Source organism: Butyrivibrio sp. AC2005, assembly GCF_000424145.1.
In the GTDB taxonomy this organism is placed as follows: Bacteria; Bacillota; Clostridia; order Lachnospirales; family Lachnospiraceae; genus Butyrivibrio.
The window spans coordinates 161,612-178,979 of record NZ_AUJI01000011.1 but is presented as its reverse complement, the minus strand read 5'-3'; the positions used below and the strand labels follow the sequence as shown (position 1 = coordinate 178,979).

Here is a 17,368-nt window from a genome sequence, read left to right as displayed (position 1 = left end):
AAAACCAATAAATTTATTTTTACCCGGTCATTTTCTTTAAGCTCTTTTTATTTTTATACATTTTCTTATCAGCGACCTCAAATACTTCAGCCACTGAATCTTCATTGTTGTATCTTTCCATGCCACAGGCAATTACAAGAACATTTTCCTTAACAGCAGTTTCATTATGAGTCTCAATTTCTCCTATAAGATTATCTATATTCTCATAGTCCTCTCCTTGTGAGATTACTACAAACTCATCACCGCCAATTCGAAAAACAGGACTGTGTTTAAAAATACTGCAAATAATCCTGCTGGCTCTGCAAATATATTCATCTCCGGCCTTATGTCCTTTGGTATCATTTACCTTCTTTAAATCATTAATATCCAATATGGTCACAGCAAACTCAGGGTGATGCAGTTCCGTGATCATGCGGTTTAATCTCTTCTCCTCTTCCTGATAGGCATTTTTATTCTTAATACCTGTGAGTGCATCAATATGAGCCTGGATAGTCACATGAGCAAGTTTCTCATCATATTCCTGTTTAATGAGCATTGCATCAGTAACATCCTGACAAAGACCAAGAAGACACTCTCTTCCTGTTGCATCGACAAATTTAAGCTTCGTTGTCTGGAATCTTCGCGGATTACCTACAGCATCAGGTACATCCTCGAAGAAAATATGCGGTTTATCCATAGAGAGTGCCTTTTTGTCATCCTCTATGAAATGCTGCGCTGTCTCTTCATCAAAAATCTCAAAATCTGTCAGTCCTACAACTCCCTCAGGTGTTTCTTTATGCGCATAATCAGCAAAGGCCTGATTGCAGGCAAGATAGATTCTTGTATTCACATCCTTTGAAAAAGTCATTGCAGGCATATGCTTAAGCAGAGCCGAAACAGACTGCTGTAATTCAGCAATCTTACGATTGGCGTCAGCCTCCTTCCTAAGCTCAGCATTCTCAGCAAGAAGTCTTGCAAACTCTCCGGACATTTGGTGCTGTCTGTCAGTTTCTGCCTCTTCTATATAGCCCTCTTCATTTGTATACCAGATTCTGGCGAGCTGCTTATTCTCATCAGTATCACCAAGCATCTCCTTTGTCACGAATTTTTCCTCAAATTCAGAAGCCGGAACAGGAGGCGAGAAGTAGAATCCCTGCACCATCTCGCAGCCTCTTGCCCTCAGAAAATCAAGCTGTTCTCTTGTCTCAACTCCTTCTGCAACCACAGGAACCATAAGTCCCTTTGCTATATCAAGGATAAGCTCAACCATGCGCACATCCTTTTTGTCATGCTCCATATTCTTGATGAAAGCCTTGTCAAGCTTCAATATATCAACAGGCATGGATGAGAGCATACTAAGAGATGAATAACCTGTACCAAAGTCATCCATTTCTATATGATGCCCCTTTTCCCTAAGGCGGCTCACGATTTCAATTACCTTGTCTGAATTGTCCGTATATGCAGATTCTGTAACCTCAAGGTCAAGGTCACTTCGTCTTAGCCCGTTTTCCTCTATCAGATCATGAAGTACCTGCTCCAGATCCGGGTCAAAGACATCGAGTCTTGACAGGTTAACGGATACAGGTATTACAACTCCGTACTTATCGCGCCAATAGGCTATCTGCCTTGCAACCTCTCTCCACACATATCTGTCCACTTCTCCGATTTTGCAATTTTCCTCAAAAAGCGGGATAAACTCAACGGGAGATATCATTCCAAGCTCGGAATGCTTCCAGCGTACAAGTGCTTCAGCACAGCAAAGCTTTGGCGGATTGCTGATAATATCGAATTTAGGCTGATAATAAACAAGAAACTCATGCTCTTCAATAGCTCTTTTTAAGTCGCTCAGAAGTCTCTGTCCGCGGAGCTCCTTTTCTCTAAGGTCGTCATTAAATACCATTATTCGCTGGTGGTTTCCACCGCGGAGCATATTGCAGGCTGTACGGGCATGATCAAAAAGCTGGATAGGTGATACTCCCTTCTGATAATGCATTACACCCATTCTGAGTCTCACACTTACATTACCCGAGACCTTGTCCAGCCTGTTCTGAATGCGGTCGAAAAGTGGCTGATAATCCTCCGTACTCTTACAGAATATATTGAATCTGTCTGCCTGAGATCTGCATGCGATACCATCTGTTTCATCCAGATACATCTTGATTTCATCACCTATCGCATTGAGAACAATATCTCCGAATTCCCAGCCATATAAGGCATTAACAGTATGAAACTGATCCAGGTTTAAAACCACCGCATCATATTTATATTCAGGATGTTCTTTAAACATCTGTGCAGCGTACTCGTAGAAGAACCCGCGATTATACAGCCCTGTGATATGATCAAACTCAGTTGCTGTAATAAGTCTTTGCTTTTCAGCCGCCTTTTTATCTGCCTTTTGCTGACGGATTACAAGAAGCAGTATGACAATTACTGTCGCTGAAACAACCACAATAACAGCAATGAGATTATCCCGCACATACTCGCGAAAGGTTATTCTATCCTCCGTATACGTGTATTTTGAAAGTGCAGAATGTACAGCCTCATCGCCAACAAGACTAACGGTTTTATTCAAAATTGAATATAATTGAATCTCACTTTCAGGAACAACAAACGCTGATTCGATGTATTTTCCCGTAGCAATCAAAGCCAGCTTATATCTATTGCGAATCTTATCCGTCTGATATATACGATAGCTGCTGACAAACATGCAGTCCACTGTCCCTTCTGAAACCGCTTCAAAGCATGCTTCGATATTATCAAAGAAAATCACCTGACAGTCGGGATAATAGTCCATAATAAAGGTTTCAAAGCTTGTATTTCCTTTAACTAGTGCAACCTTTAAATCTGAATTATTATATACATCATTTGAAGCATTGTTCTTTACAACTGTATAGACTTCTGACTCCACAAGAGAGTCTGTCAAAATTGCATCTATTTTTTCACTTTCATCAAAGCTTAAGTTTACAGGAAATACGCAGTCAACCTCTCCATCTTGCATTGCAACCATGGCATCTTCCACGGAAGGAAAAGGTACAGTTTCAAAGTCTAAATTGTCATTTAAAAGACTGCCTGATGCATTATCAAGATAATCCTTTAGTGCTCCTGTCAGTTCTCCAGTCTCCTCATCCGTATCACAGAAAGGAAGATAATTATCCCTGTAGCCCACTCTGATAGGTCCGTGATCCTTTATCCATGCCCTTTCCTCTCTAGTCAGAAATGCACTGGAATTAACGGAAAGAATATATTTTTCGTATAGTTTTTGATTATAATAGGGATCCTCATATTGGATTCTGCTCATAGCAAGATTAATATCTGACAGCAAGTCCGGTCTATTTTTACTAATAGCAAAATAGTACTCTGAAGCGCCTATCTTACAGACAGGAGAACAATTCCCAAATCCTCCATAGGTATCCGTAGCAACAAAGGCATCAATCTCGCCTACATCAAGTAGATGTACTAAATCTTCCGGAGATACAGCTTCAATCTCAACAATTTCCGGATATATTCTGTTATCTTTAGCCCATTTTTTTACAAGCTCTTCCTGGATACTTCCCCTGAAAACTCCAAACCTTTTCCCGTTAAATGTATTCAGATCCTCCATCGTCATCTCGTTATTGTCAGCTTTGATATAAATGTAGTAGGACTCCTCCCCCATTGGAAGCGTCGGATAAAGAATAGTTACTGCTCGCTCATCTGTGTAGGAAACGTCGCTGAGAATATCTATTTCACCTCTTTGTAGTTTGTCCAAAAGATCGGTCCAGGTGCCTTCAACATACTCGCAATCCCAGCCTGCATAAACAGCAATTTTCCTCTGATACTCGTATGCCATACCCATTTTCCTTCCAAATTTATCGGTATAGCAATATGCTGATTCGTACCATCCCACCCTGACTTTTTTAGCATTATGGGTCTTTGCAACAGCAAAAAAAGGCCGCATGAAACACACGGTCATAATTAAGCATATAAATACCAAAAAGAGTTTACGTTTTTTCATGATCACCAGCGTATTTATAAGAAAACATAAATCTACTATTATATTTTAATATAATTTTTGTCATGTACCTAATAAACTCTTTATAAAAAAAAGAACCGGCGTAACAATATTTGTGTCCGGTTCTATATTGTAATATACATTCTTTTTTATGCTTTTCGTTAGTATTCCTTTACTTCAAAAGAAGAAAATACGCATTTTCTGAATTCCATCAGGTCAGTAAATATACCATCTGCAAGCATCTGAGCTCCTATATTGCCAATGGCTGTTGCTTCGGAAGGACCGGCATAAATTGTTTTGCCTGTTTCCCTGGCAGCAAGCTTGTTAAGGTAGTCAGCGTTTGAGCCTCCACCTACTATATTAATAGACTCAAAATGTTTGCCTGTTATTTCTTCCAGTTCTTCTGCTGCCTGTTTATAGCAGGCTGCAAGAGATCTGTAGATTATCCTGGCGATCTCCCAGGGTGTTGCAGGTATCTGCTGCCCGGTCTTTTTACACTCGTCCTGGATCGCTGCAATCATGGACGCAGGGGCAAGAAAGACAGCTGAATTTGCATCCACTATGGAGTCAATTGTCTCGTTTTCTGCTCTTGCACAGAGATTTGCAAAGGAATAATCTTCATTTTCCTTCTTTCCGGCATAATCATATCCGGCTTCAAATTCCTTCTTAACAGACTGTATCATCCACAAGCCCATGATGTTCTTCAGGAATCTGTATCTATGATCATAGCCGCCTTCGTTGGTGAAGTTCGCCTTACGTGCTATCTCTGAAGTGTTAGCTTTTGATAATTCACATCCAAATAATGACCAGGTTCCTGAGGATATATAAAGCACATCCTCAGCTGTGCTTGGAACGCTCATTACCGCAGAGCCTGTGTCGTGAGTTGCAGGAAGGATAACTTTACAGTTAAAACCAACCTTGTCCTGTACTTCCTTTGAAAGCATACCCACTTCTGTTCCGGGCATTGAAAGCTCTCCAAAAAGCTTTGCAGGAAGTCCCAGCTTTTCTATGAGTTCAATGTCCCACTCGTTGGTCTTCGGATTAACAAGCTGTGTTGTTGTGGCGTTGGTGTATTCCTGCTTCTTTATACCTGTCAAAAGAAAATGCAGATAATCCGGTATCATCAAAAGTGATTCTGCCTTTTCCAGATTTTCAGGCTCCTGAACTTTGCATGCCATAAGCTGGTAAATCGTATTGAAAATTGCTTTCTGAATTCCGGTGCGTGCATAGAGGTCATTTTCAGAAATTATCTTGTAGACTTCGCTGTCCATGCCTTCAGTTCTGTCATCTCTATAGGCATAGGTGCTGCCGACTATCTCATTATTTTTATCAAGAAGTACATAGTCAACGCCCCAGGTATCGATGCCCATTGAAACAGGATCCTTGCCCATTTCATGGCATTTTTTCATACCGATAAGAATTTCTTCGAATAGTCTTTTTGTGTCCCAGACCTTGTGGCCGTTTTCTTCATCCATGCCGTTGTAGAATCTGTGGATTTCTTCGTATTTTATTTTGTCATCTTCCAGCCATGAAAGGATATGTCGGCCGGAAGATGCTCCTATATCAACTGCTAAGTAGTAATTCATTATGTGCTCCTAATAACCCTCATCCGTCAGCTTCGCTGACACCTGTCTTCGCTCCGCTTCGGTCCGCGCTAAACCAACGTCCCCCGGACGTTGAGCGCCCCCCAAAGGTGGAAGGCTATTAAAATATCATCTTTTCTATAGCTATTGAGGTATCATCTTTTCTATAGCTATTGAGGTATCATCTTTTCTATAGCTATTGAGGTATCATCTTTTTCTATAGCAAGAACTTTTATCGTTCTCCGATTATGTCACTCTTTTTCTCGTAGAGGAAAGCTTCTCCTACCTTGATTCCGAAGGGCTCGTTAAGAGCTCTGAATTCGTCGGGCTGTATGGTCTGACGCTTTCTGTCTGTCATAGACATAACCTTTACAAGAACCTCTGCTGCCTTCTCAACTGTGTGCATAAGGCCGAAGGTGATATCAAAATCCGTGCCGCAGGCAAACATGCCGTGATGTGCCCAGATAGCAACATCCTGCTTTTTCATGATTTCGGAAGTAGCAACTGCAATTTCACGTCCGCCGGGAACCATCCACGGTACTACGCCGATTCCCTCAGGGAATACAACAGGACACTCTGTAGCCATCTCCCATATTTCTCTTGTGAAAACTTCACCGTCAAGAGGAAGTACAAAGGTAAGTGCAATGGTGTTAGCAGGATGGCAGTGGTATACCACTCTGATATCAGCGTTTCTCTTCTTGCACACCTCAAGATTCATGAGGTGTGAAGGAAGCTCTGATGTAGGTCTTCCTCCATTTACAAGGCCCCACTGGATCTGATACTTTTCGCCCTTTTCATCTACCTTGATAATGCAGATGTTGGCTGCAGGATCGATTTCAACATTTCTGAAATATTTGCCTGAACCTGTAACCATGAAGTATTCACCTGCAAGATCAGGTACGGCTGTTCCGATTTCCTTCCACTCGCCATCTTCTGTAAGCTCTTCCTTTACGGAAGCAATTTCTTCCTCTTTTATTCTGTAGCTTAAGTTACCGCCGTTTCTCTCGTGCCAGCCCTGGTAGAAGCCGTCTACGCACATGCGGCAAAAACCTTTTGCAAATTCTGAATCTAAAACTTTCATGATATATATCCTTTCTTTACGCTCTTTTTGTGAGAACCTCATCCTCATATTTCTTGCAAACGTCAAACCACTCGTCCTCTGTGGGAACGTTCATCTTCTCACAGTAGTAGTCCCAAACATCTCCGACAGGCATCATCTTGATGCGCTCCTGGAGAGACATGAGCTCTGTAAAGTTGCGCTCGTTCTGAAGTGCACACAGCTTTTCATTGGGCTGAAGCTCTGCGTTAAGAAGGGCCTTTAAGAAGTTTCTCATTCCGTTTGTCCATGCGGAAACACGGTTAATACTTGCATCGAAATAATCCATTCCGATGAAGAATCTTTCAGGACCGTTCTTTACGATTTCCTGTGCGATTTCTTTTGCATCATCATTGTAGATAACTACATGGTCAGAATCCCAACGTACAGGTCTTGTAACATGAAGTGCCATCTTTTCATTGAAAAGAAGCATTGATGAAAGCTTATCTGCAACATTCTCTGTAGGATGGAAATGGCCTGAATCGATGAGGCACATGATTCCGTTCTTAGCTGCATAGCTTAAATAGAACTCCTGTGAACCTACTGTTACTGATTCCATGCCGATTCCAAATACCTTGGACTCAACTGCTACATATACCTTGCTCTTGTCATAAGGAGTTGCAAGGATCTGATCAAGTGAATCCTTAAGTCTCTTTCTGGGAGAGATTCGATCCGGAATCACATCCTTGAAACCGTCCGGAATCCAGATATTCATCATGCAGGGTACGCCTGTCTCTGTTGCAAAATACTCAGAAATCTTAAGGCATGCGATGCAGTGATCAACCCAGAATTTTCTAACTGTCTCATCCTCTGATGAAAGTGTTGCATTCTCTGCCATGGGATGTGAAAACATTGTGGGGTTAAAATCAAGACCGATGCCATGTTTCTTTGCAAAATCTACCCAGGCCTTGAAGTGCTTAGGCTCTAATTTATCTCTGTCTACCCATTCATCACCTTCAAATACTGCATAGCAGGCATGAAGATTGAGCTTATGTTTTCCGGGTACAAGTGTGAATACCTCATCTATATCCTGCATGAGCTGCTCAGGTGTTGTAGCCTTGTAGGGATAATTTCCTGTTGTCTGGATTCCTCCGCTAAGAGGTCCCTTCTGATCAAAACCTACTACATCATCTCCCTGCCAGCAGTGCATAGAGAGACTGATTTTTTCAAGTTCGCTGATAGCCTTATCTGTATCAACTCCAAGCTTTGCATAACGCTCTTTTGCTGCTTCATATCTTTCCTTAACTGTCATTTTTTGTAACCTTCCCTTTCTTTTTTTGCTATCCGTTTATAATCCGGAAAATATTGGCCAAGATAAATCAATCGTGAAAAACTCTCGTCTTAAACATCTTGAAATTATATTAAAACTCCCAAACGAAATATTTAAGGTCCTACACTGAAGAAAAATAGGTCCTTTATTGCAAATAATAAACACACATGTTAATTTAAAGACATAATCCTTCACGGAGGTCCTAAATGAACAGAGAATTACTGCAAAAGCTCAGCATTATCACAGATGAGGAACAGTCCATACTGGATGGAAAAGAATATATAAACCGTGACTTGTACTATAGTCCTCAAGCGTCCAAAAAATCAGATGAGATTGATTCTGCGAGGGTACTAAAAAACGGACGCCTTATTGATATGCGTCCGCATGTGCGCTTTATTCACTTTCCGAAGCATACTCACAACTATGTTGAGTTCATTTATATGTGCAATGGTACTACAAGACATATCGTGGATGGTCAGGAAATTATTCTGGAAGAAGGCGATCTTCTTTTTCTGAATCAGCATGCCACTCAGGAAATATATCCGGCAGGTGAGAATGATATTGCAGTTAATTTCATGATACTTCCGGAATTTTTTGATGTGGTGCTTCCTATGATGGGAGCTCAGCCAAGCGCCCTTAGAGACTTCATAATAAGCTGCCTCACCAGAAAGGATTTGACCAGCAACTACATGTATTTTAATGTTTCAGATGTTCTTCCCATTCAGAACTTAATGGAAAACCTGATATGGAATATGCTGAACTCCGACAAAAACAGCAGAACCATAAACCAGGCCACTGTGGGACTTCTTTTCCTTAATCTCACAAATCATTCTGAGCTTATTCATATTGACTCCAATTCCTATGAACAGGAGATAACGCTTAAGCTCCTATCCTATATTGATACATCCTACAAGACCGCATCGCTCAAGGATTTTGCAGCAGCAGAAAAAGCAGATGTATACACAATAAGTCGCATAATAAAAAAAGAAACAGGCCACACCTTCAAGGATCTCCTTCAGGAGAAGCGTCTTGAAAGGGCCTGCTCTCTTCTTGTTCGTTCAAATGCACCTATTGCCGATATCGCTATCTCTGTAGGCTATGACAACACCAGTTTTTTCCATCGTCTGTTCCGCAGAATATATGGCTGCAGTCCCAGAGACTACCGACTGGCTAATCACAGTTTTATACAGTGATTAAATATCCCAAAATGCATCTGCCTGTAGCTAATATCATATTGCATTTTCAATTTACAAAAGTGTCTCTGCTCTGTGCTCAATGTTCTGCTTGAAGTTGATAATGTCGTGGTCATATTCCTCATCCATGTATGATGAATGAATAAGGAAATCAGCTGTGGCTTTGTTATTGGCAAAAGGAATATCGTACACCTGCGCAATTCTCATAAGTGCCTTTACATCAGGATCATGCGGTGCTGCTGTAAGCGGGTCTGAAAAGAAAATAACAAAGTCAATTTTCCCCTCTACTATCTTAGCGCCGATCTGCTGGTCACCGCCAAGGGGGCCTGAATTATAACCGCGTACAGGAAGATTTGTTGCATCAGTTATCATACGGGCAGTTGTACCTGTTCCGCATAAAAAGTGCTTTGAAAGAATATCTGCATTATTTTTGCACCACTCGATAAGCTCTGCCTTTTTGCCATCATGAGCTATGAGTGCTATGTTCTTTTGTTTCTTTATGGTAAGTGTAATTGTTTCTGACATTTTTTCTGTCTCCTCCTTTTTCAAAAAATCTTATCAAGCATTATATTACTTTGTTTTCAAAATATCACGTTATTTTTTCAAAAGAATTTTAGTATGTTATGATATAGCCATGAAAAAATATACGACTTATGGAAAATTCCAAAATGAAATGAATTCATATTACAAGCGCACAGGTATGAAGCTTCAGTTTACTGAAATGATGCAGCGTATGAATGAAAAGGGGCTTCTTAGTACATCGCCATCTTTTTTCAGGCTTCCTGCAGATGCCCTGTCAGTAAGTGATGATGAATTTGATAAGCTTGTGGATAAGATACCTCTTCATTATGATGTAGAGCATGAAATAAATTCCTATGTAGGTGAGGAAAAAATCATTCCTCAGTTTTATGATGTCTACACTATTCGTCATCCGCGATTTACCAGAAATTATGCTCACAGGCATAATTATTTTGAGCTGGATTTTGTGGTAAAGGGTGAGGGCACTCTGTATTTTGAGGGAACTGCCCATAAGATGCACGAGGGTGAAGTATGTATTGTTGCCCCGGGTTCCAATCATGACTACATCATAGATGATGAAACCAGCATAGTTTATACCGTTTGCATCAGGAAAAGTACCTTCGAAAGTACCTTCACTTCACTTATGCTTCATCAGGATCTTTTGTCAGGATTTTTCAGGCACATCCTTAGAAATGAGGATAGGCCCAATTACCTTATGCTCTTTACTGAAAACAATATGGAATGCAGAATTTTCCTTCGAAAGCTTCTGATCGAATCAGAGGCTCCTGACGGGTATAGTAACAACTGCTGTATTAACATAATCAATTTATTTTTTGCTAATCTTCTCCGAAACTACAGCAAGACAATATCCTTTTACAACTATGATATTGATTCTGATTTTTCACTTGTACTGCAATATATTCAGCACAACTATCAGACACTGTCATTGTCTTCGCTTGCCGAGTTTTTTCACTATTCGGAGCCGCATCTTTGCACACTCATAAAACAGAATACAGGGAAAAACTTCACGGATCTTATTAAGAATCTCCGCATGCGAGATGCAGTAAATCTGCTTATAAATACCGACCAGAAGGTAAATGAAATAGCTGAAGAAATAGGATATAACAGCGCCGATCATTTTTCCAGGGTATTCAGAAAAACCTATGGCTGCTCACCGGCCGATTTCAGAAAGTCCAATAAAAAGGACAGCCCTTTCATTCCATTCTCGCATGAGTAATGTAAATCATACTTCACACACCGAAAAAGGAACTGAGACCATATACGGACTCAGTTCCCTTTTTTCTTATCAAACAGCCTTCTGCTTCAGACTATTCTCACTGTCCTCAGCATGCATTTTGGACTTCATCTCTTCTATCTCTTTCTTGTAGTGCTTGATGGGTCCAAATACTACACAGAGAATAACAATGATTCCTGTAATGCTGGGTGCTCCGAACTTGATGAAGTTAAGAGCAAACATAGCTGATTCGGGCTGTTGTCCAATGGCACCTGCCACATATCCTGATACTGCAAGGATTGCAAGTATGCCTGAGCTTGTAGCTGTATTACCGCACTTCTGTGCAAATCCCTTGATTGATGAAACAAGTCCGTTTGCGGTTTTTCCTTCCTTGTACATGATGAAATCAATAGTATCATTTACAAGAATATTAACCAGTGCGTTCTGCATAGCTCCTGTTACAGATGCGATGAAAGTGAGCACGCAGAGGAAGATAAAGTTTGTCTTTCCAAAGAAGAAAAGAACTACATATAAAGCTATTGTTGTCACCTGAGAGAAGCAAAGTGCTCTCTGTCCGGTCTTAAATACCTTAAGAACGATAGGCATTGCAACTACCATTGAAATAAGTGCGCCGATTGAAATAACACCCATGTATGCACCTATAAGGTCAGGTCTCTGGTAGTAATACATCATGTAGTAAACTGATGATGAAAACATAAGTCCATATCCCATTGAAGCCATTACCCAGGCAATGATGTTAGGATATACTTCCTTGTGCTTTAAAACCATTCCGATTCCCTTAAGAGGATTCTTTTCAGGTGTAGCAAGATATCTCTCCTGTCCCTTTGAAGCCTTAAAAAGTCCCCAGAAAGAAACGAATGAAAGAATACCGCAAATGATCATGTAAGGAACATATCCATTTGTAAATCCAAGGCTGTTAAAGAAACCTGTGATGTTCGGAGTAAAGGTGTTACCTACTGTAAATGCTGCTGCACAGCATCCTGCTCCCATTGTTATAATCTTGTTTCTCTCACCGTCATTCTTAACCGCTGCAGGAAGAATTGCCATCTGAGGCATTGTGTACATAGTAACTGTCATTCCGTAACCGATGTACATAATAAGAATGTATGCAGCCTTAGCCGTAGTATTTGTAAAGCCCCAGTCTACCCAGACCATAGTTGCAAAGAATGTAAGCAGAACCGGTGCAAACAGGAAGTAAGGCCTGTAACGTCCCATCTTTGTATGTGTACTGTCAGCGATCACACCCATCATCGGATCGTTTATCGCATCCCAGAGAGTTGCTATAAACATTATTACTGAGCATATAGCTGCCGGAATCCCTAATGTATCCGTCATATAAACAGACAGATAACTTGCCAGTACTGCAGCTACCATCATCGCGCCGCCGTTTACGGAAGTAGCATGGAACCATCTAAAGGCACCACCGACTTCTGCTTTATTTGTAGAATTACTATTGTTCCCCATTGTCCTTCTCCTTTTCATGTTTTTTAAATGTGGTAAACAATGTTTTTTGCTTTGTGAGATTATAATAGCAAGGTAATACTTCCTGCTCCATGTAATATGTTTATCTATATCCGACATTTTTTAAGATGCATAAATATAAATAAAAATCCCCGATAATAATCCGGCCTAATATTTTAGATTCCGGACAGTTATCGGGGAAACTACATTATATTACATGATATCTCGAATTATTTAATTTTCTATCACAGTATTATTTCAGTTTTAATACCTGAATCTATAGCTGCCTTGAGAACGACTTTTTTTCCCGGTATCTTACGGACAATAGCCAGGGCACGTCCATTCCAGGTATTTGAAGTATTGCTACTATAAGGCTCCTGCTCTTTGGGATTACCTGATCCAAAGCCTAAAAGCTCAGCGTCACCTTCAAGCTCAAGCGTAATACTCTGATCAGAGTTTATGAAAACATCTCCATCAGAGTCCTGAAGAGAAAGATTCACGTATACTATCTCACTATCTTCCAATATATTTCCATCTACCTCAGCAAAAAGCTTCATATCTCCCACTGCAGTAGTTAGCTCATATTCTCCTATGTTCTCGCCATCTTTGTATGCCACAGCTTTTAAGGTTCCCGGCTGATAAGTTGTTTCAAAAAGAGTTCTGCAGTTATCCTCTTCCACAACCTTTTTCTTTCCTATGGATTTTTCATCAAGTAATAATTCCACCTCATCCCCTGAAGAATAAACCTCAACCACAACCGGCTTATTTTCATATCCGCTAAAGGTCCATCCTGAAACAGTATCACTCATTACCCAGGGTGTCTTTATCAGATTCTCGCCATAGTGTGCGGGATCCTGAACTGCTATATAAGGAGCTTTTCTTAGTCCGAAAACAATCTCCCTGTAATATGATAAAGGTCTTCTAAAGCCTGTGATATCAATATCTCCTGTATAAGCAAGCTTAGCAGGGAACTGTGCGCCAAAGCCGCCCTCACCGAATTTATATGCAGGAATTCCTACGCCTGCTTCTCCCAGGTAGTCCCAACCTGTCCAGGTGAAATCTCCGATAACCTGAGGGTATTTTGTAACCTCTCTCCAGTTTACAGCAATCTCAGGAGGATAGGTTTCACTACCGACAATAACACGGTTAGGAGCCTTTTTGGCATCAAGGCTGTAACGTGCTGTCATGTAGTTATAACCTGCTATGTCAGTTGCTGCACAGGCCTTGTCCAGACGCTTTGTGATCTCAGGATGTACGACAATTTTATCCATGTACTTATCCATGATAGTCATGAAATCATTTACGTTTATGGAATCATCACCATCTTCTACAGATGCAGCAACATCTGCAGTAATCTTAGGCACAGCATCTCCTGCCGCAAACACTCCGTTTATTGAAGCAAGGGTATATCTGTTAGGATCCAGCTTGTGGCAAAGTCCGCTGATTTCTGCAGCAAGCCTTGCGCCTTCATCTGTTCCGATCTCAGGAATTTCATTACCGATTGAATACAGAATAACGGAAGGATGGTTGTAGTCCTTCATGACCATCGCTTCCACATCACGCTCCCACCAGTCCATGAAATACAGATTATAGTCATAGTCTGATTTTGCCCTGGTCCACATATCAAAGGCTTCATCCATGATATACATTCCGAGTTCATCACAGGCCTTTACAAGTGCAGGTGCCGCAGGGTGATGAGACATTCTTATGGCATTAAAGCCGGCTTTTTTTAATATAGCAACTCTTCTGTATTCAGCTTCATAAAAAGTCTTTGCCCCTAAGATTCCACTGTCGTGGTGAATGCAGGCTCCACGAAGCTTAACACTTTTTCCGTTCACTCTAAGGCCATGCTTTGCATCAAGTCTCAGCTTTCTGATACCGAAGATCTCCGCTTCATCATCCAGAGGTTCTCCGCAGCCTGTCTGCCCGTCATTCTCTTCCTTTGCTTCGAACACCGTAACTTCAGCCTTATAAAGTGCGGGATTTTCATCAGACCAAAGTGATGGCTTGTCTACATATAATCTTGAAAAAACAGTCATCTCAGAATTAGCCTTAGCGCTGATTACCTTTTGATCGGAAGCAATAAGCTCTCCATTCCTGTCCAAAATTCCAAAGCTGATAACAAGGTCTTTTGGCGCTATATCCGCATTCCTTACAGATGCCTTAAGATGTACTGTTGCCTCTTCTTCATTACATTCTTCAGTAGTTATCAGGAAGCTGTTTTCCTTTATATAGGTATTATCCGCTTCAAGAAGGTATACGTCTCTGTAGATTCCGGAGCCTGTGTACCAGCGGCTGTTCTGACATGCATTGTTTCTCACCTGAACGCGAATTTCATTCTCGCCCTCTTCCTTTAAAAACTGAGAAATCGGAACTGTGAACTCTGAATATCCATAAGGTCTGTTAGCAGCAAGCTGACCATTAACATAGACAAAGGTATTCATGTAAGCACCCTCAAATAAGAGCATTATATTCCTGCTTCTGTCACCCTTTTTTGATTCAAAAAACTTCACATAAGTATAGGAACCACCATCATAGAATCCTGTATTGCCACCATTAAGCGAATCAGCATGGGTCTCTGTCTCTATCATCGCATCATGGGGAAGTGTAATTTTTCTCGCATTTTCAGGAATGCTCCACACTAGAGCAAAGGCATTCTTGCTGTTCCAGAAAAGCCAGTTATCGTTCCATTTTGTTTTTTTCATTATGTTCCACCTCTTAAATACTGCGTTATGCACAAATTAGTCTGTTCATAAGCAATTCTATAATTTGAGGTTTAGATGGAACACTTCTTAATTTGCGGAGAATCCGACATTTATTAATATAAAAATAATAAATAATTAATACACGATTTATCCTCCATTACGCTATATCGCTTAAAATATAATCATGTTACTACAATCTGCAATGGAGGATTATACTATGGCGAATAACGAAAACGGCACTAAAGTAATGAGCAAGCATATTACCGGGCAACTACTTGCAATCCTGCTGCCTATGGTAATATCTGCAATTGCATTTGTTACTATTTTTCTGGCTTTTAATGCAAGAAATATCATTATTGATAGCGCGAAGAACGGACTACAGCAGGAAGCAAGAAAAAATGCGTCCGACATCTCCGGAATGATGGAGGGTATTGTTTCCTATTACAATGCGTATGCCGATACACTTCAGGTTTCAGACTACGCAGATGATGCTGCAATCTTAAAATCCTTGGAACCCGGAATGAAAGCCTATCCCGGAGTAGTCAGCGATGTATACCTTGCCTTTGGTAAAGATTACTTCTATGATGGCGGCGGTTGGGTTCCTGACGAAGGCTATGATCCGACAACCAGAGCCTGGTACCAGAACGGACAGGGAAAGTCCAGCATAGTACTCGGAGATCCTTCGGTAGATCTGACAACAGGGCAAATGGTTGTCTGTGGGTCTCGCGGTGTGACACTGACTGACGGAAGATCCGGTGTCCTCTCCACAGATATCGTATTATCCGGAATTTCCAAAACTGCCAGTGCCTATAAGCCACTTGGAACAGGTTCAACAATGATGTTTGATGGAACCATAATAGTTGCATCACCCGCAACAGATCAGATAGGTAAGGATGTTTCAGAATATCCTAATGATAACTTTATTCAGGAGATTTCCAAGATAACAACCTCCGGCGGAAGAAGTGATGTATTCGTTCTTCACGGAACTGATGGTGCTGATTACTACGTTTCTATTGATGCGGTAAGCGGTACAAACTGGTACCTGGCATCCTTCGTAAAAGAGAGCGATGTACTGGCTGAATTAAACAAATTTATTATCATCATTGCTGTAATTGGGGTAATAATAATACTTTCCGGCAGCGTTGTTATGCTCTTCGTACTTAACGCAATGATTGCAAAACCTGTCAGCAGACTTACAGATAATATCACACGTATATCCCAGGGTGACTTCACTGTAGAGATAGCTAAAGGCACACGCGGAGGCGAAAATGAAATAGGCCTTATGAACAACAATATGGCTGATTATGTTGCTCAGATGCGTGATACCCTGATAAAGATGAAAGATGTAACTGAAAAACTCTCAGGAGAAGCAAATAATTCAAAGAGTGCATCAAGCGACCTGAATTACCAGGCCGATGAACAGTCAAAGGCCATGCAACAGATACAGGGTGCTATGGATGATATGGCAGACGCTGTGACAGAACTTGCCAATCAGGCAACAACCCTTGCCCAGGAGGTATCAGACCTCACAGACAAGAGCCAGCGGACAAGAGATGTCATGGATTCTCTTGTTACTAAGGCAAAAGACGGACAGCGAGACATGGAAATTGTCCAGAATGGTATGACAGGAATATCACAATCAATGTCAGATATGAACGAGGTTGTTTCGGTAGTTGGAGAGTCCGCCCAGAAGATTAACTCAATCGTAGATATGATCAATTCCATCTCCAGCCAGACTAATCTCCTGTCACTTAATGCATCCATTGAAGCTGCAAGAGCAGGTGAAGCCGGAAAAGGTTTTGCCGTTGTTGCACAGGAAATTGGACAGCTTGCGCAGAACTCTGCTGATTCAACCCAACAGATATCTTCCATCATAAAGGATATCACTATTCAGATTGAGGAGCTTTCACGCAAATCTCAATCCAACATGGATGAGATTCGCTCTAACATGGATGCTGTTGATACTGCAGGCGCTACCTTTGAAGAAATCTTCAAGAGTCTTGACGAAACCAGCGATATTGTTGGAGAAATGATATCCAAAGTCGGCAGTGTAGATGAAATTGCAACCTCTATGGCAGCCATTTCAGAGGAACAGTCAGCAAGTACTCAGGAAGTAAGTGCTACCGCAACACACCTCACATCCAGCGCTGAGATGGTTGCAGAGAATTCTAAAGGTGTTGATCACAGTGCTACCGCTGTAAGTGATTCTTCAGAAGAAATAGAAAACCTTATAAATGTATTCAAAGTATAATTTATATCCTATTTAACATAAAAGTGCCTCGTTACCAGAATACTTTTAAGGGTGACGAGGCACTT

At 41.1% G+C, this 17,368-nt stretch carries 10 protein-coding genes; 3 read left to right on the top strand and 7 right to left on the bottom strand.

Features of this window, described 5'->3' with window-relative positions; genetic code table 11:
* Positions 1-19 precede the first annotated feature (19 nt).
* The 4 genes from G602_RS0103305 to G602_RS0103290 all read right to left on the bottom strand — a co-directional run bounded on the left by G602_RS0103305 (position 20) and on the right by G602_RS0103290 (position 7,901).
* Positions 20-3,916, bottom strand: a complete 3,897-nt coding sequence (locus G602_RS0103305; protein ID WP_256374957.1) for an EAL domain-containing protein — start codon at positions 3,914-3,916, stop codon at positions 20-22.
* Positions 3,917-4,131: 215 nt separating this feature from the next.
* A complete protein-coding gene (rhaB, locus tag G602_RS0103300; protein ID WP_026657669.1) occupies positions 4,132-5,556 on the bottom strand; it encodes a rhamnulokinase in 1,425 nt (474 codons plus the stop codon).
* Between the two features lie 229 nt (positions 5,557-5,785).
* Positions 5,786-6,634 carry a rhamnulose-1-phosphate aldolase gene (gene rhaD, locus G602_RS0103295; RefSeq protein WP_044930928.1) on the bottom strand — a complete coding sequence of 283 codons (849 nt, stop codon included), beginning with the start codon at positions 6,632-6,634 and terminating at the stop codon, positions 5,786-5,788.
* A gap of 16 nt (positions 6,635-6,650) precedes the next feature.
* Complete coding sequence (locus G602_RS0103290; protein WP_026657667.1) at positions 6,651-7,901, bottom strand: L-rhamnose isomerase; 1,251 nt, start codon at positions 7,899-7,901, stop codon at positions 6,651-6,653.
* Between the two features lie 224 nt (positions 7,902-8,125).
* Between G602_RS0103290 and G602_RS0103285 the strand changes: the two genes are divergently transcribed.
* Positions 8,126-9,112, top strand: a complete 987-nt coding sequence (locus G602_RS0103285; RefSeq protein WP_026657666.1) for an AraC family transcriptional regulator — start codon at positions 8,126-8,128, stop codon at positions 9,110-9,112.
* 54 nt (positions 9,113-9,166) lie between these two features.
* Here G602_RS0103285 and G602_RS0103280 read toward each other — a convergent pair whose 3' ends face one another.
* A complete protein-coding gene (locus G602_RS0103280; protein ID WP_026657665.1) occupies positions 9,167-9,637 on the bottom strand; it encodes a methylglyoxal synthase in 471 nt (156 codons plus the stop codon).
* Between the two features lie 109 nt (positions 9,638-9,746).
* Between G602_RS0103280 and G602_RS0103275 the strand changes: the two genes are divergently transcribed.
* Positions 9,747-10,868: a helix-turn-helix domain-containing protein gene (locus tag G602_RS0103275; RefSeq protein WP_026657663.1), complete on the top strand. Its 1,122-nt coding sequence runs from the start codon at positions 9,747-9,749 to the stop codon at positions 10,866-10,868.
* Positions 10,869-10,937: 69 nt separating this feature from the next.
* Here the strand turns inward: G602_RS0103275 and G602_RS0103270 are convergent, their stop codons facing one another.
* Both G602_RS0103270 and G602_RS0103265 read right to left on the bottom strand, forming a co-directional pair.
* On the bottom strand, positions 10,938-12,350 hold the full coding sequence (locus tag G602_RS0103270; RefSeq protein ID WP_044930898.1) for an MFS transporter: 1,413 nt from the start codon (positions 12,348-12,350) through the stop codon (positions 10,938-10,940).
* Positions 12,351-12,592: 242 nt separating this feature from the next.
* Positions 12,593-15,052 carry a glycoside hydrolase family 2 TIM barrel-domain containing protein gene (locus tag G602_RS0103265; protein WP_026657661.1) on the bottom strand — a complete coding sequence of 820 codons (2,460 nt, stop codon included), beginning with the start codon at positions 15,050-15,052 and terminating at the stop codon, positions 12,593-12,595.
* Positions 15,053-15,269: 217 nt separating this feature from the next.
* Here G602_RS0103265 and G602_RS24965 point away from each other — a divergent pair, with 217 nt between their 5' ends.
* Positions 15,270-17,303, top strand: coding sequence for a methyl-accepting chemotaxis protein (locus G602_RS24965; protein ID WP_049945023.1), 2,034 nt, complete (start codon positions 15,270-15,272; stop codon positions 17,301-17,303).
* Positions 17,304-17,368: the final 65 nt, after the last annotated feature.